Source organism: Bacillus sp. AR2-1 (genome assembly GCF_008368755.1).
GTDB classification, from domain to species: Bacteria; Bacillota; Bacilli; order Bacillales; family Bacillaceae_G; genus Bacillus_A; species Bacillus_A wiedmannii.
The window spans coordinates 36,520-57,391 of the sequence record NZ_QORY01000036.1 but is presented as its reverse complement, the minus strand read 5'-3'; the positions used below and the strand labels follow the sequence as shown (position 1 = coordinate 57,391).

Here is a 20,872-nt window from a genome sequence, read left to right as displayed (position 1 = left end):
TAAGAAAACTCTTTCTTTATGAAATCGAATCCATATGCGTTGCTTTTCTACCTATTATATGGCTAAATAGGTACTATATTTATTTGAAGGGAGAGAACGCAATGGAACATCATACTTCTGTTCTATCACTTATGGTTATCGTTGCAATCGCGTTTTTCGTTCCCCTTTTGTTACAACGCTTTAAATTAAAAGCACTTCCTGTCGTTGTTGCAGAAATCATCGCAGGAATCTTTGTAGGTAAAAGTGGGTTTAATATTATTGAGCCAGATATGTGGCTTCAAGTCTTATCGACACTAGGATTTATCTTCTTAATGTTCTTAAGCGGTTTAGAAATTGATTTTTCTATCTTTAAACAAAAAGGGAAAAAGAATACGACAAACGAACCAAACACATTCCAAGCAGCAAGCATTATCTTCTTATTTATTTTCATCTTATCTTATGCCCTATCATTACTGTTCGTATGGCTAGGATTCGTGGATAATGCAATGTTTATGACTTTAATTATTTCAACTATTTCTTTAGGTGTTGTTGTACCAACATTAAAAGAGAATAACTTAGGAAAAACGGCAATCGGACAAATCATTTTATTAGTCGCTGTTATTGCAGATTTAGTTACAATGATTTTACTCGCTGTATTCGTCGGATTAAATTCCGAAAGCGGCCAAAGCATGTGGCTCCTTCTTCTTCTATTCGGCGCTGGTATTGTTATTTACTTCATTGCAAAACGCTTTAAAAACATTCCATACTTAGATAGCTTAAAAGCTGGTAGTGTACAAATTGATACACGAGCTGTTTTTGCACTTATCTTAATATTAGTTGGGTTATCTGAATCTGTTGGAGCTGAAAATATTTTAGGTGCCTTCTTAGCAGGGGTACTCGTATCGTTATTATCACCAAATGAAGATATGGTTGAAAAACTGGATTCCATCGGCTACGGTTTCTTCATCCCTATTTTCTTCGTAATGGTTGGTGTGAATCTAGAAGTTTGGTCTATTTTTAAAGAACCTTCTAGCATGCTAATGATCCCAATTTTAATTGTAGGACTCTTTATTTCAAAGCTGTTACCATCACTCGTCTTACGAAAATGGTATCCACGTAATATCGTACTAGGAAGTGCCATCTTATTAACATCGACACTTTCTTTAGTTATTGCAGCTGCACAAATTGGTGAAAAACTAGGAATCATCAGTCCGAGTTTATCTGCTTCCCTTATTTTAAGCGCAGTTATTACTTGTATTTTTGCACCTATATTATTTAAAAAGATGTTCCCAAAAGTAGAAACACCAAAACCAAAAGTTTCTATTATTGGTGCGAGCAGAATTACCCTTCCGTTATCACTTGATTTAAAACGAGAAGATTATGACGTAACACTTTATATGATGCGTCAAAATAAAATAAATGATGAGGAAGCGAAATCACATGACTTCCCTATCGTAAAATTAGATGACATCACAATCGCTTCATTAACTGAACAAACAGCATTTAACGCAGACCGCGTTGTTGTTGCAACAAGTGATGATGGACAAAACTTATTATTGGCGGAACACGCAAAAGATCTAGGTGTTGAACATGTTATTGCAAGTGTAGAAGATCCACTTCTACAAGAAAAAGCAACGCAAGAACATATCGCCGTATTCTCAACAATTAACTCTACACGTATTCTGTTACGTGCACTAATTGATAAACCGAGTCTCGTTCGCTTAATTACAACAGCAAATGAAACAGTTCGTGAAGTTGAACTACGTAGCAATACATATAACGGTGTTGCACTACGTCGCCTTCCGTTTTTAGGGGATGTACTCGTCATTCAAATTTACCGCGGTAATAAAGCATTAATCCCACATGGTGATACGAGACTACAACATGGTGATACATTGCTTGTCACAGGTTCAAAAGAACATATTGATACGTTGAAAAACATATTAGAATAAAAAATGCCCCTCACATAATTGAGGGGCATTTTTTTCCATTCCATATGGTAAAATGTTACTATCACATATTATGAGGATGGATCACATTATGTCTATTGTAACTTTAGCTCTTTTATTATTGGCGGAAATACTCGTTGCCATTATTCTCATCGGTGTTAGCATTGAAATTTGTAGTTACGGATGGAAAAAATCGAATGGAATAAAATACTCTTGCCTCTTACTTTCACTCCTTCTCGGAACTGCTAGCATACTCGGACTTTTCGCCGCACCTGCCTATTTCTTTATACAACTAACAGAAAACGCCTTATAAGAAAGGATGTTAATATGATTACCGTGAAAAATATTGAGGGATCTGAAACTTACGTATTACGTCAAAAAATTTTACGCCCGAATCAAACATTAGCAGATTGTAAATACTCTTCCGACTATGAAACAGACACCTTTCACTTAGGCGCATTTATAAACGATGAACTAATTAGTATCGCTTCCTTCTCAAAAGAGATATACCCTGACTTACTAGCAGGTGTTCATTATCGTCTACGAGGAATGGCCACATTACCTGAATTTCGAAACAAACGTGCTGGAAGTTCCTTAATTCAGAGGGCGGAGCAAGTCTTGCAAGAACGTAAAGCAAATATATTATGGTGTAATGGCCGAATTACTGTAGCTGACTATTACAAACGCTTAGGCTTCCAGGAACATGGTGAAATCTTTGAAATTGAACCGATTGGCCTTCATAAAGTACTATATAAAAGAATATAAGAAAAGCTTTCCGCAATACGGGAAAGCTTTTCTTATGTTTCAATCTTCACTTTTTATTCTCTTCATATATATGTATATAAACAAACTAGGAACTAAAAAACAAGCAAACATAATAAGTCCTGTCATACTAATTTCCTTCATCGAAATATCCGGTGTTACAACGATACAAATGGCTAAAATCCCAATAATAATACCTACCGGAATAAATAATAACTTCATAAAATAACTACGTGATACTCCGCCCGTATGCTCATACACTTCCACTGAATTTTTCAGGTTTAAAAAGTTTATAACTACGATCCCGCCCATAAATACCATTAATAAATCCGAAACACTTTCATATCCTGCACCTTGCAAAACGTAGCGATAAAAAACAATACCTAGTATGACGATATTTTGTAAGATGAAAACGAGTCTAATATGTTTTAGCCCCTCAATCATTAAACGTTCATCTTTCACAATCCTCACTCCTCTTCCTCCCAAAATAAATCATTCAATGTTTTGTCTACCGCATAACAAATTTTCAAACATAAATCTAAAGACGGGTTGTATTTCCCCTTCTCAATTAAACTAATCGTTTGCCTTGTAACACCTACTTTTTCTGCTAATTGTTGCTGTGTTAAATCTAACTGAACACGCGCGACTTTTATTTTACTTACAGCCATTCATGTTCCTCCTCTGTCTTTATTGTAACATATATATTCCATTAGGTAATTTATATTTTACTAAAATTGTTTGATTTTTACTTTATTATACACAAAAAAAGAGCCTCCCATAAGAAGCTCCCTCTTCTATATCTATATTATAAGAATAAATGACATCCAAATAAAATTGTAAATAAGTATAGTAACGGATGTACTTCCATCCCTTTCCCTTTCACAATTTTTAAGACTGGATACACTAAAAATCCAATTGCAATTCCATTCGCAATGCTAGACGTTAACGGAATACCAATAAAAATTAAAAATGCTGGTAATGCATCTTCAAATTCATTCCAATTAATATCACGAAGACTTTGCGCCATTAGACTACCTACAATAATTAATGAAGGAGCTGTAATAGCGGCTACACTTGATAAAGAAGCAATCACAGGGCTGAAGAATGCCGTTATAATCGTTAGACCGACAACTACAATACCCGTTAATCCTGTTTTACCACCTGCAGCAATACCAGCTGATGATTCAATCGTCGCTGCTGTTGGGCTTGTTCCAAAGATAGAACCTGTAGTCCCACCAATTGCATCTGCAATAAACGCTTTACCAAAACGTTTCTCTGTATTATCTGTAATTAAACCCGCTTGTTTAATTAAACCAAGTAATGCACCTGTTGTATCAAATAACAGTACAAGTAAAAATGAAAATACAACACCATATAATCCGTATTCAATTACATCTGAAAAGGCATTGATTGGGTTTGAAACGATAATTCCCTCTGGTAAATGAGGCATCGCAACAATTTTATCCGTAAACTTCAGTTGCCCTGTAAAGAAGGCGATAACTCCTGTCACAATCATACTAATAAATAATGCACCGCTCACACGTAATGCCATTAATACCGCCGCTAATATTAAACCAATTAAAGTTAAAATAACGGCTGGAGAATGAAAATCACCAATCGTAACTAAATTAGATGGATGATCAACGATAATTCCAGAAAGGCGTAATCCAATAAAAGCAATAAATAGTCCAATTCCACCTGCAATTGCATGTTTTAAACTATCAGGAATTGCGACAATTAGCTTTTGCCTAAATGAAGTGAAAGATAATAAAAGAAAAATGATACCTGTTACAAATACTGCTGAAAACGCAATGACATATGTAATCCCCTCTGCCTGTTGAACAACAGAATAAGCAAAATACGCATTCATTCCCATAGCTGGAGCAATAACAATTGGATAGTTAGCTAAAAACGCCATACATAGCGTTCCTACAACCGTCGCAATAATAGTTGCTGTAAAAGCTTGATCAAATGGTACACCTGCATCAGATAATATTTTCGGATTGATGACAAGAATATACGCAAATGTAAAAAAAGTTGTGATGCCAGCTAAAAGCTCTTGCTTCACAGAAGTGTTATATTTTTGTAATTGAAACATGGTTATGTACCCTTCCTACATCTGAATTATTATCACATATTCTTTTCTTACTAGTATGTGAGAAAATATAATACTTAATCTTAACAATCAATAAAAAGAAGAGTCAATATATTCGCTAATAGTTCGAATTTTAAGTTTAAGTCTGACAAGTTTAGATGTATTACAGTTCATCATGATTATTTTTGTAGCATAACAGATAGAAATGTTTTATAATTTGAAATAGTTAAATATTTAGCAAACGCATTCAAATATCGTTCACTCTACAAGGGGGATTCTTCTTATGCAGCACACAAACAAATCTGAAACTTTAAACCGCGGTTTAAAAGAACGACATATTACTTTAATGTCGCTCGGCTCCGCTATTGGCGTTGGACTATTTTTAGGATCCGCTTCTGCTATTAAGCTAGCTGGCCCTTCTATTCTACTAGGTTATATGATCGCCGGACTCGTTATTTTTTTCATTATGCGAGCACTCGGAGAAATGGCAATTGAACAACCTGTTGCCGGTTCTTTTAGTAAATATGCCTCTGATTACCTTGGACCACTAGCTGGCTATATTACTGGCTGGAACTACTGGTTTTTATGGGTTGTTACTTGCATGGCTGAAATTACAGCAGCTGGCATTTACATGCAATACTGGTTCCCAGATATCCCGCGCTGGACTTGGGCTTTACTCGCTCTATTATTAATGAGTGCTTTCAACTTCTTATCCGTAAAAGTATTTGGAGAACTTGAATTTTGGTTTGCTCTCATCAAAATTGTCACAATTATCTGTATGATAATTGTTGGAGCTGGTATTATTTTATTCGGATTTGGAAACGGTGGTATCGCTACTGGTATTTCAAACCTTTGGTCACATGGTGGCTGGTTCCCAAATGGTTTTTCTGGGTTACTACTCTCCATGCAAATGGTGTTATTCGCTTATTTAGGCGTTGAATTAATCGGTGTTACAGCGGGTGAAGCTCAAAATCCGAAAAAAACACTCGCAAAAGCAATCGATAACGTATTTTGGAGAATATTACTGTTCTACGTTGGGGCTCTATTCGTTATGATGGCAATTTATCCATGGAATGAACTTGGGGAAAAAGGAAGTCCATTCGTATTAACATTCCAGCAAATCGGTATCGCAAAAGCAGCAGGGATTATTAACTTTGTCGTATTAACAGCAGCTCTTTCTTCTTGTAATGGTGGTTTATTTAGTACAGGCCGTATGCTATTTACATTAGCTCAGCAAAAGAAAGCACCTGAAAGATTTGGTCGTTTAAATAAAAACGGTATTCCGAGTCAAGGAATTGTAGCAACAGCTATCGTTTTACTCGTTGGTGTTATATTAAACTATCTTGTGCCCGCAAAAGTGTTTACATGGCTGACTAGTATTTCAACTTTCGGGGCAATTTGGACTTGGGGGATCATTTTAATCGCTCAAATTAAATTCCGTAAAGGTTTGCAAACTGATAAAAAGGACAAGCTAACATATAAAATGCCTTTACATCCATTCAGTTCATATTTCTCACTCGCTTTCCTTGCACTCGTATTAGGTATTATGGCGTATTCAGAAGATACAAGAATTGCATTGATTGTTGGTCCTATTTGGCTTATTGGTTTAGCTATCGTGTATTACATGAAAGGTTTCCATAAAATTGATGAAACACCTAATTCAAAAATTAGTTAAACAAAACATCCCTTCCTTATTACTTGGAAGGGATGTTTTTAAATCTATATAAATATTTCTCAACAAAATTCACGTTATTTTTACAATTTTTTAATATTTTTTATGTTTTCCGTCTTTATTTTTACAGAAAAATAAATTACATTATTAAAGCACATATATTTATTATTAGGGGGATTCTTCTATGAAGAATAAAAAATGGATTACATTTTCTTTAGCAACAGCAATTACACTAAGTATAGGGACTTCGTTCATACCGTCTACTTATGCAGAAAGCTCTGTAGACCCAGCTCCTGAAATTGCTGCAAAAGTTGTAAATCAAAACAATGGGAAAAAAGTATTATTCGATAATACACACGGTCAAACTGCCGGAACCGCTGACTGGGTTATTGATGGTGGCTTTTCTGATTTCGGAAATGGTATTGCTCAAAATGGCTATCATGTAAAAGAACTACGTAAATCAACACCAATTACATACGAAGATTTAAAAGACTACAATGTGTTTATCGTTCCAGAAGCAAATATTCCTTACAAAAAATCTGAACAAGATGCTATGTTACAATACGTGAAAAATGGCGGTAGTATTTTCTTTATCGCTGACCATTATAATGCAGATCGTAATAAAAATCGCTGGGACTCTTCTGAAGTATTTAATGGATATAGACGCGGTGCATGGGATAACCCTGCAAAAGGAATGTCAAGTGATGAAGTAAATTCACAAGCTATGCAAGGAGTAGAAAGCTCTGATTGGCTATCTGACAACTTCGGTATTCGCTTCCGCTACAATGCAATCGGTGATGTTGCAGCTAAAAATATTGTGTCACCTGAACAATCATTCGGAATTACAAAAGGTGTTTCATCTGTAGCAATGCATGCAGGTTCTACTCTAGCAATTACAAACCCAAAACTAGCAAAAGGGCTTGTTTATCTTCCAGAAAACCCGTCAAAATGGAATAATGCTGTTGATAGCGGTGTTTATAACGGCGGTGGCGTTGCAGAGGGGCCTTATGCCGCTATCGCAAAAGTAGGGCTTGGAAAAGCTGCCTTTATCGGTGATTCTTCTCCAGTTGAAGATGCATCGCCAAAATACGTTCGTGAAGATTCTGGCCAAACAAAGAAAACTTACGATGGATATAAAGAAGAAAACGATGCTATCTTACTAGAAAATATCGTAAATTGGCTATCGAATAAAGAAACATTTACAAGTTTAGATCAAGTAAATGGTTTACAACTTGATTTACCTACCACTTTACAAACATTTGAACAACCAAGCTTATCAACTGAGCCACAACCTGAACCTTGGAGTGCGCCAAATGCAGGTTATCAATGGTTTAATACAAACACTTTTAAACCAGGTTCATACGGTTATAACAGTGCTGTAACAGCAAACGACTACGTAGTTACACACCCTGGCACTCTACCAAACAATGAAGTGTTCCAAATAAAAATCCAAGTAAATAACTTATTACCAAACACAACATACACTAATTACTCTTTAGGTATATTCACTACTGGCGGTACACAAGTAGCAAAAGTTCAAAATACAAATGGTTCTTGGCCATCTGCTTTTGGATATAGTAGTGCATTCTCTTTCACAACAAACAGCTTAGGTTCTGCTGAGAAGATTGTAAATGTACAAATCAATCCAAATACTGCTGGACAAGCAACTCTTCGTCTACGCCAAAATACGACAGCGAAATACAATGAAGCTGTAATAATTGATAAGAAATAATGAAGAAGGCAATCCGCATGCGGATTGCCTTTTTCTCACTGCTCTTCTTTCGAGAAAAACATTCTTGAAATAACGATACCTATACTTCCTACAATTAAGAATAACACAGCCCTGATCATCATCGATACTTCTGGTAAGTCCAGAAGGAATAGCTTCCCTATCGTTACGACTAACACGACTAAGCCGGCATACAATATTTCATTCATATTTTTATTCCGTCCAAGCCAAACGGCAAATAATGCATATACCATCCATAATAACGATACAGATACGCTTATTATACTTCCATCTGTAGACAGCACTTCACCGACTCTAGTAATTGCAATAAATACGATAACCATAAACCAATAGAGCGTTATAGAATAAACATATTTTCCGAAGCTCCTTAACACATCTTTCGCTTGTTTCATGCAGTAATAAAATGTACCTATTAAAATAATATGGGCAACAAACCCAGCTGAAATGAAATGATCAAACGGACTAAAAATAGTTTGTATCATTCCAATCGCGTAAATCGTCGCACTAACATACAATTTCACCTGTTGTTTTACTTTAATAGCCGTCACCATACCGAGGAAACCTTGCAATAATAATACAATCGCTGCATTTACTAAACTATACTCATATAAAATCGCTAAACTAAATGCACCCATTGCGAAACCAAATAAAAGATTTGTAAATGTAGAATGTCTATTCTTCCTATATTCAAACACAAACATAGTAGCGTGCACGAGTGCACTAATCATTAATCCCCATTTTGTAAATTCAGGTATTTTTGAAATGGCTAATATAAAGAGAACTGCATTCGCACTAAATATCGCCAAGCGTGGCTCTAATATAAAACTTCTCTCCGTAAACATATGCCAAAATAATAGTAAGTGAATCAAACCATAAACAACCGTTAACTGTATTTGCAAATCTTCTACTAACATTGACATAATAGTAAAGAAAACAAAAAGGACAATAGCAGCAACAGCATAAGAAATCATATATAAATACTGATAACGATTTTTCAACGCATACCATAATAAGCTAAGTGTTAGTATCGTCTCATATCCAAAGAAAATATAAGGATTAGGAGTCGTACTATTTAATAAGAATGGCACGAAGAACGCTCCTACGGCTACAAATATAGTAAGATATTCCGATTGATACCTCTTCGCTACATAAATACCTAAAATGACCCATGCAATATTACATACAAACGCAACACTTGCTGGAATAAATCCATATAAATAATGCGCCGCAAATGTCGTTAAAACTATACCCGTAATACTTCCTCCTGCTAATACTAAACCCAACGCTTGCCGCTCTCGTTTAATTTGAATATCACCTATATAATAAAAACCGATTGATAGGACAATACCAAACACAATTCGTATTACAGGTGTTAATAATCCAGCATCTACCCCTGCTTTAAATAACCAGATTACTCCAAGTAACATAATGCCGACAAATATACGTGGCAACCAAGTTTGGCAAAACTTAATAATATTAAATGGTTCTGGTTTAAATGCAGATATATCTACTTGTTTTACCTCACGTTCTTGCACGGGCTCCTTTATTGTAACTACTTCTTCTTTTTGCTTTTCCTCCATTACCGTTTCAATATATTCTTTCTTTTCTTTACTAACATGTTGCTGAGCATTTTCTACTTCTATTTCTCTTTGTTTTGCTTTCAATTCAAAAAGCGCTTCTTGAATTGTTTCAATTGCCGTTTCGAGCGCTTCTATTTTCTTATTTAAATCCTCCTTCATACGCTCCCCCCTCACCATTCATTCAAAATCTATATATTACCAATTATCTTTATCATACTCTTAGTCTATTCATTTTCAATACTATTTTTCCTAAAAAAAGAAAGGTGTCTTCCGAAATAGGAAAACACCTTTTTACTCATTTATTCTTATTTAGAACGCTACTCACGATAACGCCAATACAAACACCTATAATAGCTGGAACAATCCATCCAACACCTTCTGTATAAAACGGAATGTATTTCAATATTGACGTCCACTGATTCATCATTACATTTTTATTGAAAATATCGATTCCACTAAATACCGCTACAATCCCAACAGTTACTGCATATACGTATGCATACTTTCCAATATACTTATGGAATAACCCTAAAATAATAAGCGTTAATGCAACTGGATAAATAAACCCAAGAATCGGTACTGATACTTTTAAAATTTGTGTTAATCCTAAATTAGCTAAAATCATACTAATAAAACTCAATATAAATGCCCAAACTTTATACGCTACTTTCGGAAATGCACTTGCGAAAAATTGACTACAAGACGTAACGAGTCCGATTGAAACACATAAACACGCAATCGTAAAAATAAGACCTAATAAAACGACTCCGCCTTGTCCAAATAATGTAGTCATCACTTGTGCTAACACATTCGCCCCATTATCAAATGTACCTAACGAACCGCTAATTGAACCAACATATCCAAGTATGATGTAAATAATAGATAATAAAAGTCCTGCACCAATTCCAGCAATACTCATATATTTCGCTAAACCTTTATCATCTTCAACACCTTTTGCACGAAGAGCATTTGCAATAACAATCCCAAAAATTAAAGCGGCTAGCGCATCCATTGTTAAATATCCATCTAAAAAGCCTTGGAACATAGGAGCTTGTCCATAGTTTCCAGTAGCCTCTTTCACACTGCCTACTGATGTAAACATACTCTTTATAAAAATAAGGGCAATCATACCTAATAATAACGGTGTTAAAACTTTTCCGAACAACCCCATTAATTTAGACGGTGATAAACTTAACCAGTACACAATACTAAAGAAAATAACCGTGTAACATAATAAAACTACACTTCCCGATTCTGTAAAGAACTGACCTGGTCCCATTTCAAAAGCTAAACTTCCTGCACGTGGTATACCAAGACCTGGTCCAATAAATAAATACACGATACATGGGAAAATAATGGCGAATGAAGAATGAACCCTCCCCGCTAACATTTGAAAGCTTCCCGCTTTCGCAATAGCGATAACACCCAATATAGGAAGACCTGTTGCTGATATAATAAATCCTATTAATGAAATCCACACATGTTCTCCTGCTTCATACCCAAGGAAAGGTGGGAATATAAGATTCCCCGCTCCAAAGAACATCGAGAATAACATAAGGCTAATCAGTAAAATTTCTTTTTTCTGTAACAATTTCATTTGTTTCTCCTTCTTTAATTTCATCTTTTATGAAATCAATTTCACATATAAAAAAGTGCAATAATCCGCTTCCTAACAAAGAAAACATAGTCCATAGTCTAACATAAAAGAAACACCCATTCTATAGCTATCCCTCTTTTCCAATTTCTTCTGAAAAATCAACCTTTATTGACTTATAATAGTTAATAAGGTAAAATATTAAATGTACAAAATTATTAACTTTGTTTTTGTTTGTGTCAGGAGGAAAATAACATGGAATCAGCGATACAACTAGAAAGAGAACAACAAAGAAAAAAGAAACATCCTCCAGGTTTATACTTACTCTTCTTTACAGAAATGTGGGAAAGATTTAGTTACTATGGATTACGAGGATTATTAACATTATATTTAACGACAGCTTTAGTAAGCGGTGGTCTTGGGTTTAGTCCTGCGTGGGCACTATCCATTTACGGATTTTACACTGGAGCCTGTTATTTCACACCAATGATTGGTGGATACTTAACAGACCGGTTCCTAGGTAGACGAAAAGCGATCACAATTGGTGGTATAACAATGGCAATTGGTAACCTTACACTATTTGCCATGCAAAACCAAGCCGGCCTATACCTCGGATTAGCGCTTATTATTATCGGTAACGGATTCTTCAAACCGAACATCTCTACACTGGTTGGGGAATTATACGAAGAGAACGATCCAAAACGTGATAGTGCATTTACCATTTTCTATATGGGTATTAACGTCGGATCATTTTTAGCTCCACTCGTTTGTGGTTTTTTATCAGAAAATTTATTCAAAACAACAGTTGATGGCGTTGTACATTACGGATTCCGTTACGGTTTCTTAGCCGCTTCAATTGGAATGATCATTGGACAAATTTTATTTACAACATTATCAAATCGCTTCCTTGGTGATATCGGTAAAAAACCAACTCGTGATTTGCAAACAACAGATGGACAACCATCAGTAGGAGATACACCGTTAACAAAAAAAGAAAAACAACGTACCGCAGTTATCGTCATTTTAACATGCTTCGTTGTCTTCTTCTGGGCTGGCTTTGAACAAGCTGGTAGCTCATTAACATTATATACAAACAAATTTGTAGACCGCTCTGTGTTCGGATGGGAAGTTCCAACATCTTGGTTCCAATCGGTCAATCCATTATTTATTATTTTACTTGCTCCAGTCATTTCAGCATTATGGGCAAAACTTGCAACTCGCAAGCGCGGGGATTTAAAAATCCCAACTAAAATGGGACTTGGTATGATCTTGCTTGGTATCGGTTATATCATTCTCGTTATCGCTACATTAAAAACAGGTAGTGATGAACATAACATTACAGAAAAAGCAAACTTACTATTTATCGTCTTTACGTATCTTTTCCATACGTTAGGTGAGCTATTCTTATCACCTGTTGGACTATCAATGGTTAGTGCACTTGCCCCAGTAAAACTTGCTTCTTTATTAATGGGAGTATGGTTAGCAAGCTCAGGAATTGCTAACATTTTAGGCGGACAACTTGCAAGCTTCACAACTTCACTTGGATATGCTGAAGTATTTACAGTAATCGGAGCTGTAGCAATTGTATTAGGTTGTGTTTTATTACTAATTTCTAAGAGATTAGTGAAATGGATGGATTAAAAAAAGATGAGGGATTCCCCTCATCTTTTTTATGCATTCTTACCTTTTTCTATCGCTTGTTCGTACAGCTCTTTATGTTCTTTATATTCACTTGGCACAAAATTCTTATAGAAGAATGCAAGCCAACTGTCTCCTTTTTTATATCCTTCTTCTCTAATTTCTGCTGCTTTTTTATTTGATTTAAATCCTTCAATAAACCATTTCTTTAACGATTCATTTTTTTCATACTTAGCAGGAACTTTCAAATCATAGTTTTCAAATGCATACTTATAGCCAGCCTTTTCTACTGCTTTTTTTGTAGACTTATAGCCCTTTTCATAAGCTGTTTCATACGCCTTCACGTACACATCTTTCTCTCTATTTCCAGGGTTCTTTCCGGCTAGTTCCTTACCTGCCTTTTCCCCTAGTTCAGCTTGCTCTTTTTCAATTTTTTCTGTTCTTTCTTTATTCCCTACTTGGAAACCTTCTGCAAAGTTCGGCTTAAACTCCGGAGCAATTTGACTATCTTCCATCGTCTCTTGTGCTAAACCTTGCTCTTTTCCTTTTTCAAAATGCGTTTTCTTCTGCTCTTCTAAAGACCAAGATGCAGCATATGCAGTTTTGAATGCTTCTTTATATGTATCTGATTTTCCAGCTAAATGTGATTCCGCATCATTTTTCCCTGCTTTAAAATCAGTCTCTCCACTTTTTTGTCCCTCAAGCTGCCCTTTTTCCATATCAGCTTGACGCTGTGCTTCCTCTCGCTTACGTACCTCTTCTGCTTTTCTTTGCTCTTCAGCTACACGTTGTCTCTCTTCCTCAGCTTTTCTTTGTTCCTCCGCTACACGTTGTCTCTCTTCTTCAGCTTTACGCTGCGCCTCTGCGGTACGTTGTTTTTCAGCCTCAGCATTGCGCTGCGCTTCTACTTGTTTTTCAGCTTCTACAGCACCATTATTATTTGGGCTAGGAGCTGGACTCGTTGCACCACTACTAGAAGCTGGCTTATTGTGATAATGATATTCCCCGTACTGTAATCCCCATTTTTCACAATTTGTCCGACACGTATGTCCCCCATTAGCATCTGTACGCCCTGGATGCGCATAGGCTGAAATTGGAGCTACCAATAACGCTACACTTGTTGTTAAAAGAAGTTTCTTCACCTGTTGTTTCACTCTTGTTCCTCCCAGAATCTTGAATTCTAACTTTATTATACATAAATAGAAAAATACTTAAATACTAACTAAAATATTCTATCATTTCTCAACATTAGTAAAAAAGAAGGTCAACTCTTTAAAGAGTTGACCTTCTTTTTTACTTCTTCGCCTTCGTTCCTACTAAATCACCAGCAACAACGTAACGTTTAGAATTATCTTTCACAGATACACATGTAATAAGCGTTATCTCATCTTTCCCATGATCCTCTACAACTTCCCACTTATCAGGAGTTACTTCAGATACACCAGTAACCGCATATTCATATTCATTTTCATTATCATACAAATAAATTTTGTCGCCTTTTTTTAAAGAGGCTACATCACTAAATAAAACACCTTTTTTAGACATGTTATGTCCTGCTAATGCATAGTTCCCTTTTCCCATTACTTGATTTTCTTTTACTGTTGCTGTACCTGATAATAGGTTTTTCTCAGTAGAAGATTTTAAAACAGGAAGTTCTAATGAAACACTCGGGATCGAAATACGACCAATTACTTGTTTCTTATCTAATGATGCACTCGCTACTTCCGCCAAGTCTGGTTGATCAATTTTCGAAGCATCTACAAATTCCGTCTCATGTTTTTCATAATCCATCTTTTGAACAGCCTGCACATTTTCAGTCTGTTTCTTTTCAGCCTGATATCCATCATAAAATGGCTTTCCGATTAACACACCACCTACAACAAATAGAAGGATTGCTACTATACTATAAATTCTTTGCTTATTCATATACAATTCCTTTCCCTTACAAAATCTTACTCTATATAAAATGATAAGATAATATTGCTATATGTACAAGTATAAGCTAAAAAGAAACCTTCTTGCCGATGCAAGAAGGTTTCTTTTTAAGCTAATTTATTTCTGTATAGTGATACGTGGAATACTGTCATTTGAATAAAGAAAATAGAAAATATAATATACAATGGGTATCCAGGAAGATATTCATTAATAATAGGCGAAAAAGTTAAAAATCCAACTGCACAAGGTAACACAAACCATAACGATACAAATGTTGTTCGACAAGCTTTATCTGTAATCGCTTTTTCACGTTCATCTTCTAGTGGAAACAATAATGGATACATCCAAAAAGATAAATTCTTGTATTTTTTCTTTTGAATTCTATAAAAAATTGTAACTATAATAGCTCCAATAAATAATAAAATGAATGGTACTCCATTAAACCATATTTCAAAAGGGAATTTCTCATTTTTAATTATATCTGCTAACTCTGTAATAACACTATAAAATTCAACAAATGTCCAGCATGCTAAAGCCGTATAAAGCACGTTTACGATATAAGAAAAAACAATCCTACTCATCCTCTTTCCCCTCCTTATTTAAAACAAACACATCTTCCATCTTTAACTCGAATACATCACAAATCGTAAGTGCTAATAACAATGAAGGAACATAATCACCTTTTTCAATTGCAGCGATTGTTTGTCTCGTCACTCCAACCTTTTCTGCTAATACACTTTGCGAAAAATTAAATCGAGCTCTTAATTCCTTCACTCTATTTAAAATGGACAAATTTACCACCTCTCAATTTCATTGTATGCTTTCCTTAACAAAATGTAAACTCAACTTAACATTATTTTTATAAAAAAATCCAACTTTACGTATTGTAAAGTTGGATTACGTATTAATTTAAAATTGTAAGCTTAACATTTTTTCTGCCCCAATTACTAGACGAAGCTTTATCCGGCATTAAAACATCAATTTTGTGACCTTTAATCGCGCCACCAGTATCTGCTGCAATTGCTTCTCCGTATCCTTCAACATATACGCGAGAACCTAATGGAATAACAGATGGATCTACCGCAATTAATTTCATTCCTGGGTTTGCAGTTAAATTATAGCCTCCCCATGCAGAATATACTTGTTGACCTGCTCCATAACCATTTTCAGCTGGGTCTGCTGTATACGCTGTTGCATGTACATAAAGTTCTTTTCCACCAGCAGTTGGCTTAGAAGGTTGTGCAGGTTCTACCTTCGAATTATTATTAGCAACAGGTTCGGCTGGTTTACTAGCTTGTTCTTGCTTTTTCTTTTCAGCAACTTCCGCCTGTGCCTTAGCTAAAGCTTCTTGCTCAGCCTTTGCAGCTGCTTCTGCTTTCGCACGCTCTTCTGCTGCAATTCTTGCTGCTTCTTGCTCACGAGCAATTGTTTCTTGCACTGCCTTCATATTTGACTCAATTTTAGCTTTCTCTTCTGCTGCTAAATTAAGTTGGCTTGCAACCTGATTATATTTATCTTGAACTGTTTGTAAGTTAGCTTGACGTTTTTTCAAGTTATCTTGCAACTCAGCTTGTGCTTTTGCTAATTTTTGTTTGTCTACTACTAAAGATGCTTCTTTTTCATCAATTGTTTTCTTATCTTCTTCAATTTGACGAAGATCTTGTTCTTGTAGACGTAAAATTTCTTTATCAGCTTCTAGAATAGTAGAAACTGCGTTCATACGTTGTAAGAAATCTGCAAAGTTTTTTGACTCTACTACAACTTCTACTACTAAACTCGTATTTGAACTGTTTTGAACAGAAACCATACGTTTTCTCATAATATCCTTACGAGCAAGGACTTTATCCTCTAAAACGACAATTTCATTCTTTTTTTGCTCAATCTGCTTATGTGTTTCATCGATTTTACGTTGAATAGCAGCTTGATCCTCTTTATTTTTTGCAATTGTATTATTTAAATTATGTAGTTCGTTTTCGATACCTTTAATTTCTTTATTAACAGCTTGCTTCTCTTGCTCTTTCTTTTGCATATCTGCATCGTTTTGCTGCAATTGCTGTTGCATGTTGTTAAGTTTCTCGTCGTTTGACTCTGCTTTTACAGCGACTGTACTAGAAAGACCGATAATTCCTGCTAATACTAGACTACTGATTCGCTTAAAATAGTTCATAATCCGACTCCCTTCTTATACAGTTATACATGATTTATTTTACAGTTTGTTTACAATACCATTAAATACAGTTTATTTTTCATGACGAAAAAAAGGGAATTATGCATAAAATGTAATAGATTCTTAAATATTTAACAATTCCTATATTTAAAAATTATAAAAGATGCTAAAATCCAAATATAGAGAAAATATAACTTCTAAAGGCGGTTGAAATAAATATATGTTTACTCAAAAGAAATCACTCCAACATAAAATTGATCAATTAGAAAGTCGTATACAAGAACTAGAAGCAGAATTAAAACAAAAGGATATCGAACAACAAGAGACTATTTCTTCTATCCACGATCGTGTACAAAGCGTTATTCAAGAACATAAACTTGTAAATAGCCAACACCATACACTTCAAAATTTAGTTCAACAATTAAACTTATGTTTCGAAAATGTTTCAACGCGCACGACACATTCCAATGAATTGAATAACGAAATGTTACAAAAAGAACAAAGCTTAATTCAATCTATTGAAGAAATTATTGACTGTTCTAATGAAGGTAAAGAATCTGTTCACCGTTTACTTATTGTAATTAACAAATTAGGTGAACAATCTCAGCGTACGTCTAACAGTATGAATCATTTAAGTGAACGTTCAAAAGAAATCGAGCAAATTGTAGAAGTCATTCAAAACATTGCAGCACAAACAAATTTACTTGCTTTAAATGCGAGTATTGAAGCTGCGCGTGCTGGAGAGCACGGTAAAGGATTCGCTGTCGTTGCCAATGAAGTAAGAAAACTAGCAGAAAGTACAGCGGAAAGTACAAAAAACATAGGCAACTTAACGAAAAAAATTCAAGAAGAAATTGAAAAAGCATACGATAACACAAAAGATAATTTACATTTAGTCGATGAAGGTGTAGAAATGAGTGCCGATACAAACGCTAGAATCGAAAATATTTTAATTATGATTCAAACGTTACAAAACGGTGCTACCAATGTTATTAAAGCTATCGAAAACCAAAAATCTTGTAATGATGATATATTACGCGAATTTACTAATACACAACAAATGTTCCAAAAGTTAAATACTACTATTATGAATCACATTCATGATGCTGAGAAAGTCGATGTTCAATTAACGAAAAGTCTTGAAGAAACAGTAGTTTCTCATTAATAATAAAAATCCCTTATACTTTTATAAGGGATTTTTATTATATTTCGAATATTTATTTCTTCTCAATATTCATCCGTATCTTTGTTATAATGGACAAGTTGTTTCTTTCGACTAATAAACAAGGAGGTTATTATGGAACAATTTCACTACATTTTAAAATATTTAATTCTCGGTCTGTTCCAAGGGCTAACAGAACCAATTCCGATTTCTTCAAGTGGTCACCTCGTTTTAGCACAACATTTGCTAGGACTAAAAATAGAAGGGTTCAGCTTCGAACTACTTGTTAATTCAGCTTCATTATTAGCTGTATTACTTATTTATAGAAATGATTTAATTCGTCTAACGAAGAATGGTCTATCTTATATCTTTACAAGAGCAGAGGACGCAAAATCAGATTTCTTCTTTATTATTTACCTTGTTATTGCGACCATTCCAGCAGGTGTTATCGGTGTTTTATTTAAAGATTACATCGACCAGTACTTAAAAGGTGTGAAAATGGTTGGGGTTTCCCTTCTTATTACCGCTGTCGGCCTTTGGATTATTAGAAACTTGCGTGGACGTAAAAATGATGGTGATCTTTCTATGAAAGATGCAATCATTGTCGGATTAGCACAAGCTTGCGCACTGATTCCTGGAATAAGCCGATCAGGTGCAACAATCGTCGCAGCGATGTTACTTGGTATGAAGCAAGAAACAGCTCTTCGTTTCTCATTCTTACTATATATCCCTGTTAGCTTAGGTGGTTTATTACTAAGTATTACAGACATTGCCAAAGATCCAAACCTAGACACATTATTCGTGCCATATATCGTTGCGTTTATCGCAACATTTATCATGACGTATATTTCATTAAAATGGTTTATGAACATTATGGCAAAAGGAAATTTAAAATATTTCTCTTTCTATTGTATTATCGTAGGTGTACTTACTCTTATTTTCTTATAAAGTGAAACTTACAAAGCGAAAAACGAGTCATTCTATTAAACTAGGATGACTCGCTTTTTTATATCTTTATAATGATAAAGCCCCTCTTTCTGTACAGTAAGAGGGGTCCCTTTTATGCGTATACTTTCTTTTCTTGACAATACAAACGAATAACATGTTTATTTTGTTGAAATACATCATGCGTTAGGCGGATAATAATAAAATTTCGTTTTGTTTGATCATCATGAACAAAAATCTGTTCTCCCTCCTGAAAACGCCATGCACTTTCAAAAGTTGTAATATGATCCCCACTTATAGAAAAAAGCTCATATCGCATATCTTGTACCCTCTCTCAACTTATAATAATCACAATATCCTTATATTAAATTTAGTATAACTTAATCCCGTTTAAATTTGAAATTTTTTCTATTTCGAAATATTTTAATTTTGTTTTCAGGTTCTTTTAACGTTATAATGATAAACGAATTTTCATTGAAAGGAGCTTCATTTTGACTGCATATTTATTTCCAATAAAAACAGCATTTATTTTATTTCCTATTTTAGCAATGTTTCTATTAATCCCTTTTTTAATATTTAATTATCGTAAATACGGTTATTTAAATAAATGGCGTTCATTTATTTTATATTCATTATTACTTTACTTATTAAATGCCTATTTTCTTGTGATTTTGCCATTACCACAAACGTATGATACTTGTAGCCTACAACCGGCTAATACGCAACATTTGCAACTCTCGCCATTTTATTTCATACAAGAGATTAGTAATCATACCTCGGCGATTTTAACGAAGCCAGCTACGTACTTCTATTTATTAAAGGAATCTGCGTTTTTACAAGTCGCTTTTAACGTTTTACTAACCGTTCCGTTCGGTATGTACTTACGTTATTATTTCCGACGTAGCTTCTTACAAACAGTGTGTATTTCTTTTTGTCTTTCACTATTCTTTGAATTAACACAAGTAACTGGATTATATGGTATTTATAATTGTGCATACCGCTTATTTGATATTGACGATCTGTTTTTAAACACACTAGGCGGCGTAATTGGTTTTATCATTGCACCAATCTTTACGTACTTCCTTCCGAAAACAAGCGAATTAGATATTCATATTGATTTAGAAACGAAACCAGTCGGATTCATTCGTCGTCTCATCGCTATGCAAATTGATTGGATTTTCTTATCTATCGTTGTACCTTTCATTAAAAATAAAGGAAATTCACTATTTATTGCTAACATCCAATCTTATACAAATGTATACGAACTCCTTTTCATTACATGTTCAATCTTAATTTACTTTATTATCATTCCATACTTTACAAATGGAAGAACAATAGGAAAAGCGTTGCTTCGGATTTACATTAAAGGACAAGCTGAGCGTATTACACTAAAAGAATTATTCATTCGTTACGGGATATTCTATTTCATTTTAGGCGGAATCAATTATATTCTTTCGAGTAGCTCTATCTTAAATCATACAGAGCCTTTAGTATTACTAGTTATACTATTATTCCAATTTGTAATTAACGGTCTATTTATTATTCATGTTTTATTACATGTATTTAGTCGTGATAAGTTACTATTTTACGAGCGCATTAGTCAAACAAGAAATGCGATTATACTAAAAAAAGCTGACAAGTAAT

19 protein-coding genes and 1 pseudogene are annotated in these 20,872 nt (G+C 34.6%); 9 read left to right on the top strand and 11 right to left on the bottom strand.

Annotated features, from left to right (window positions below):
• Nucleotides 1-101: 101 nt before the first annotated feature.
• From DT250_RS29520 to DT250_RS29510, 3 genes are read left to right on the top strand one after another with little or no spacing between them, the layout of a single operon-like run.
• The gene (locus DT250_RS29520; protein ID WP_149214230.1) at nt 102-1,931 is read left to right on the top strand and encodes a monovalent cation:proton antiporter family protein; all 1,830 of its coding nucleotides are present in this window, start codon (nt 102-104) and stop codon (nt 1,929-1,931) included.
• Nucleotides 1,932-1,983: 52 nt separating this feature from the next.
• Entirely contained in the window at nt 1,984-2,241 is a 258-nt protein-coding gene (locus DT250_RS29515) for a DUF4022 family protein (RefSeq protein ID WP_000926994.1), read from the top strand.
• Nucleotides 2,242-2,255: 14 nt separating this feature from the next.
• Entirely contained in the window at nt 2,256-2,693 is a 438-nt protein-coding gene (locus DT250_RS29510) for a GNAT family N-acetyltransferase (protein WP_149214229.1), read from the top strand.
• A gap of 39 nt (nt 2,694-2,732) precedes the next feature.
• Here the strand turns inward: DT250_RS29510 and DT250_RS29505 are convergent, their stop codons facing one another.
• From DT250_RS29505 to DT250_RS29495, 3 genes are all read right to left on the bottom strand, one after another.
• Complete coding sequence (locus tag DT250_RS29505; RefSeq protein WP_149214228.1) at nt 2,733-3,161, bottom strand: hypothetical protein; 429 nt, start codon at nt 3,159-3,161, stop codon at nt 2,733-2,735.
• On the bottom strand, nt 3,158-3,358 hold the full coding sequence (locus tag DT250_RS29500; RefSeq protein ID WP_000301181.1) for a helix-turn-helix transcriptional regulator: 201 nt from the start codon (nt 3,356-3,358) through the stop codon (nt 3,158-3,160). Before DT250_RS29500 ends, DT250_RS29505 begins: the two co-directional genes overlap by 4 nt.
• Nucleotides 3,359-3,495: 137 nt before the next feature.
• The gene (locus tag DT250_RS29495) at nt 3,496-4,788 is read right to left on the bottom strand and encodes an NCS2 family permease (RefSeq protein WP_087983292.1); all 1,293 of its coding nucleotides are present in this window, start codon (nt 4,786-4,788) and stop codon (nt 3,496-3,498) included.
• A 280-nt stretch (nt 4,789-5,068) separates the two neighbouring features.
• Between DT250_RS29495 and DT250_RS29490 the strand changes: the two genes are divergently transcribed.
• Entirely contained in the window at nt 5,069-6,460 is a 1,392-nt protein-coding gene (locus tag DT250_RS29490; protein WP_087983295.1) for an amino acid permease, read from the top strand.
• Between the two features lie 181 nt (nt 6,461-6,641).
• On the top strand, nt 6,642-8,189 hold the full coding sequence (locus DT250_RS29485) for a DNA-binding protein (protein WP_149214227.1): 1,548 nt from the start codon (nt 6,642-6,644) through the stop codon (nt 8,187-8,189).
• 35 nt (nt 8,190-8,224) lie between these two features.
• On the opposite strand, the gene DT250_RS29480 is transcribed toward DT250_RS29485, so the two are convergent.
• Nucleotides 8,225-9,946: a DUF2339 domain-containing protein gene (locus tag DT250_RS29480; RefSeq protein ID WP_149214226.1), complete on the bottom strand. Its 1,722-nt coding sequence runs from the start codon at nt 9,944-9,946 to the stop codon at nt 8,225-8,227.
• 136 nt (nt 9,947-10,082) lie between these two features.
• The gene (gene brnQ1 / locus DT250_RS29475; RefSeq protein ID WP_149214225.1) at nt 10,083-11,384 is read right to left on the bottom strand and encodes a branched-chain amino acid transport system II carrier protein BrnQ1; all 1,302 of its coding nucleotides are present in this window, start codon (nt 11,382-11,384) and stop codon (nt 10,083-10,085) included.
• A 252-nt stretch (nt 11,385-11,636) separates the two neighbouring features.
• Between brnQ1 and DT250_RS29470 the strand changes: the two genes are divergently transcribed.
• On the top strand, nt 11,637-13,022 hold the full coding sequence (locus tag DT250_RS29470) for a peptide MFS transporter (RefSeq protein ID WP_088061913.1): 1,386 nt from the start codon (nt 11,637-11,639) through the stop codon (nt 13,020-13,022).
• 29 nt (nt 13,023-13,051) lie between these two features.
• Here the strand turns inward: DT250_RS29470 and DT250_RS29465 are convergent, their stop codons facing one another.
• From DT250_RS29465 to DT250_RS29445, 5 genes are all read right to left on the bottom strand, one after another.
• On the bottom strand, nt 13,052-14,173 hold the full coding sequence (locus tag DT250_RS29465; protein WP_149214224.1) for a YHYH domain-containing protein: 1,122 nt from the start codon (nt 14,171-14,173) through the stop codon (nt 13,052-13,054).
• A gap of 139 nt (nt 14,174-14,312) precedes the next feature.
• A complete protein-coding gene (locus DT250_RS29460; protein WP_060486973.1) occupies nt 14,313-14,945 on the bottom strand; it encodes a class A sortase in 633 nt (210 codons plus the stop codon).
• Nucleotides 14,946-15,061: 116 nt separating this feature from the next.
• Nucleotides 15,062-15,535 (bottom strand): DUF2178 domain-containing protein, encoded by a 474-nt coding sequence (locus DT250_RS29455; protein WP_087983307.1) that lies wholly within the window; start codon nt 15,533-15,535, stop codon nt 15,062-15,064.
• Nucleotides 15,528-15,746 (bottom strand): helix-turn-helix transcriptional regulator, encoded by a 219-nt coding sequence (locus DT250_RS29450; RefSeq protein WP_048527833.1) that lies wholly within the window; start codon nt 15,744-15,746, stop codon nt 15,528-15,530. Before DT250_RS29450 ends, DT250_RS29455 begins: the two co-directional genes overlap by 8 nt.
• A gap of 112 nt (nt 15,747-15,858) precedes the next feature.
• Complete coding sequence (locus DT250_RS29445) at nt 15,859-17,121, bottom strand: 3D domain-containing protein (RefSeq protein ID WP_149214223.1); 1,263 nt, start codon at nt 17,119-17,121, stop codon at nt 15,859-15,861.
• Between the two features lie 631 nt (nt 17,122-17,752).
• Between DT250_RS29445 and DT250_RS32770 the strand changes: the two are divergent.
• Together DT250_RS32770 and DT250_RS29435 are read left to right on the top strand one after the other, a co-directional pair.
• Nucleotides 17,753-18,286, top strand: a pseudogene (locus DT250_RS32770) (methyl-accepting chemotaxis protein); the annotation flags it as partial.
• Between the two features lie 132 nt (nt 18,287-18,418).
• Nucleotides 18,419-19,231: an undecaprenyl-diphosphate phosphatase gene (locus DT250_RS29435; RefSeq protein ID WP_097907692.1), complete on the top strand. Its 813-nt coding sequence runs from the start codon at nt 18,419-18,421 to the stop codon at nt 19,229-19,231.
• Between the two features lie 112 nt (nt 19,232-19,343).
• Here the strand turns inward: DT250_RS29435 and DT250_RS29430 are convergent, their stop codons facing one another.
• Nucleotides 19,344-19,547: a hypothetical protein gene (locus tag DT250_RS29430; protein ID WP_149214221.1), complete on the bottom strand. Its 204-nt coding sequence runs from the start codon at nt 19,545-19,547 to the stop codon at nt 19,344-19,346.
• 172 nt (nt 19,548-19,719) lie between these two features.
• On the opposite strand from DT250_RS29430, the gene DT250_RS29425 reads away from it, so the two are divergent.
• The gene (locus DT250_RS29425; RefSeq protein WP_087983313.1) at nt 19,720-20,871 is read left to right on the top strand and encodes a VanZ family protein; all 1,152 of its coding nucleotides are present in this window, start codon (nt 19,720-19,722) and stop codon (nt 20,869-20,871) included.
• Nucleotide 20,872 lies beyond the last annotated feature (1 nt).

Excerpts from the sequence above, each read along its gene's own strand:
- DT250_RS29455 (WP_087983307.1), bottom strand. The coding sequence starts at position 15,535 with ATGAGTAGGATTGTTTTTTCTTATATCGTAAACGTGCTTTATACGGCT.
- DT250_RS29520 (WP_149214230.1), top strand. The coding sequence starts at position 102 with ATGGAACATCATACTTCTGTTCTATCACTTATGGTTATCGTTGCAATC.
- DT250_RS29495 (WP_087983292.1), bottom strand. The coding sequence starts at position 4,788 with ATGTTTCAATTACAAAAATATAACACTTCTGTGAAGCAAGAGCTTTTA.
- DT250_RS29490 (WP_087983295.1), top strand. The coding sequence starts at position 5,069 with ATGCAGCACACAAACAAATCTGAAACTTTAAACCGCGGTTTAAAAGAA.
- DT250_RS29470 (WP_088061913.1), top strand. The coding sequence starts at position 11,637 with ATGGAATCAGCGATACAACTAGAAAGAGAACAACAAAGAAAAAAGAAA.
- DT250_RS29445 (WP_149214223.1), bottom strand. The coding sequence starts at position 17,121 with ATGAACTATTTTAAGCGAATCAGTAGTCTAGTATTAGCAGGAATTATC.
- DT250_RS29460 (WP_060486973.1), bottom strand. The coding sequence starts at position 14,945 with ATGAATAAGCAAAGAATTTATAGTATAGTAGCAATCCTTCTATTTGTT.
- brnQ1 (WP_149214225.1), bottom strand. The coding sequence starts at position 11,384 with ATGAAATTGTTACAGAAAAAAGAAATTTTACTGATTAGCCTTATGTTA.
- DT250_RS29430 (WP_149214221.1), bottom strand. The coding sequence starts at position 19,547 with ATGCGATATGAGCTTTTTTCTATAAGTGGGGATCATATTACAACTTTT.
- DT250_RS29480 (WP_149214226.1), bottom strand. The coding sequence starts at position 9,946 with ATGAAGGAGGATTTAAATAAGAAAATAGAAGCGCTCGAAACGGCAATT.
- DT250_RS29485 (WP_149214227.1), top strand. The coding sequence starts at position 6,642 with ATGAAGAATAAAAAATGGATTACATTTTCTTTAGCAACAGCAATTACA.
- DT250_RS29435 (WP_097907692.1), top strand. The coding sequence starts at position 18,419 with ATGGAACAATTTCACTACATTTTAAAATATTTAATTCTCGGTCTGTTC.
- DT250_RS29510 (WP_149214229.1), top strand. The coding sequence starts at position 2,256 with ATGATTACCGTGAAAAATATTGAGGGATCTGAAACTTACGTATTACGT.
- DT250_RS29515 (WP_000926994.1), top strand. The coding sequence starts at position 1,984 with ATGTTACTATCACATATTATGAGGATGGATCACATTATGTCTATTGTA.
- DT250_RS29500 (WP_000301181.1), bottom strand. The coding sequence starts at position 3,358 with ATGGCTGTAAGTAAAATAAAAGTCGCGCGTGTTCAGTTAGATTTAACA.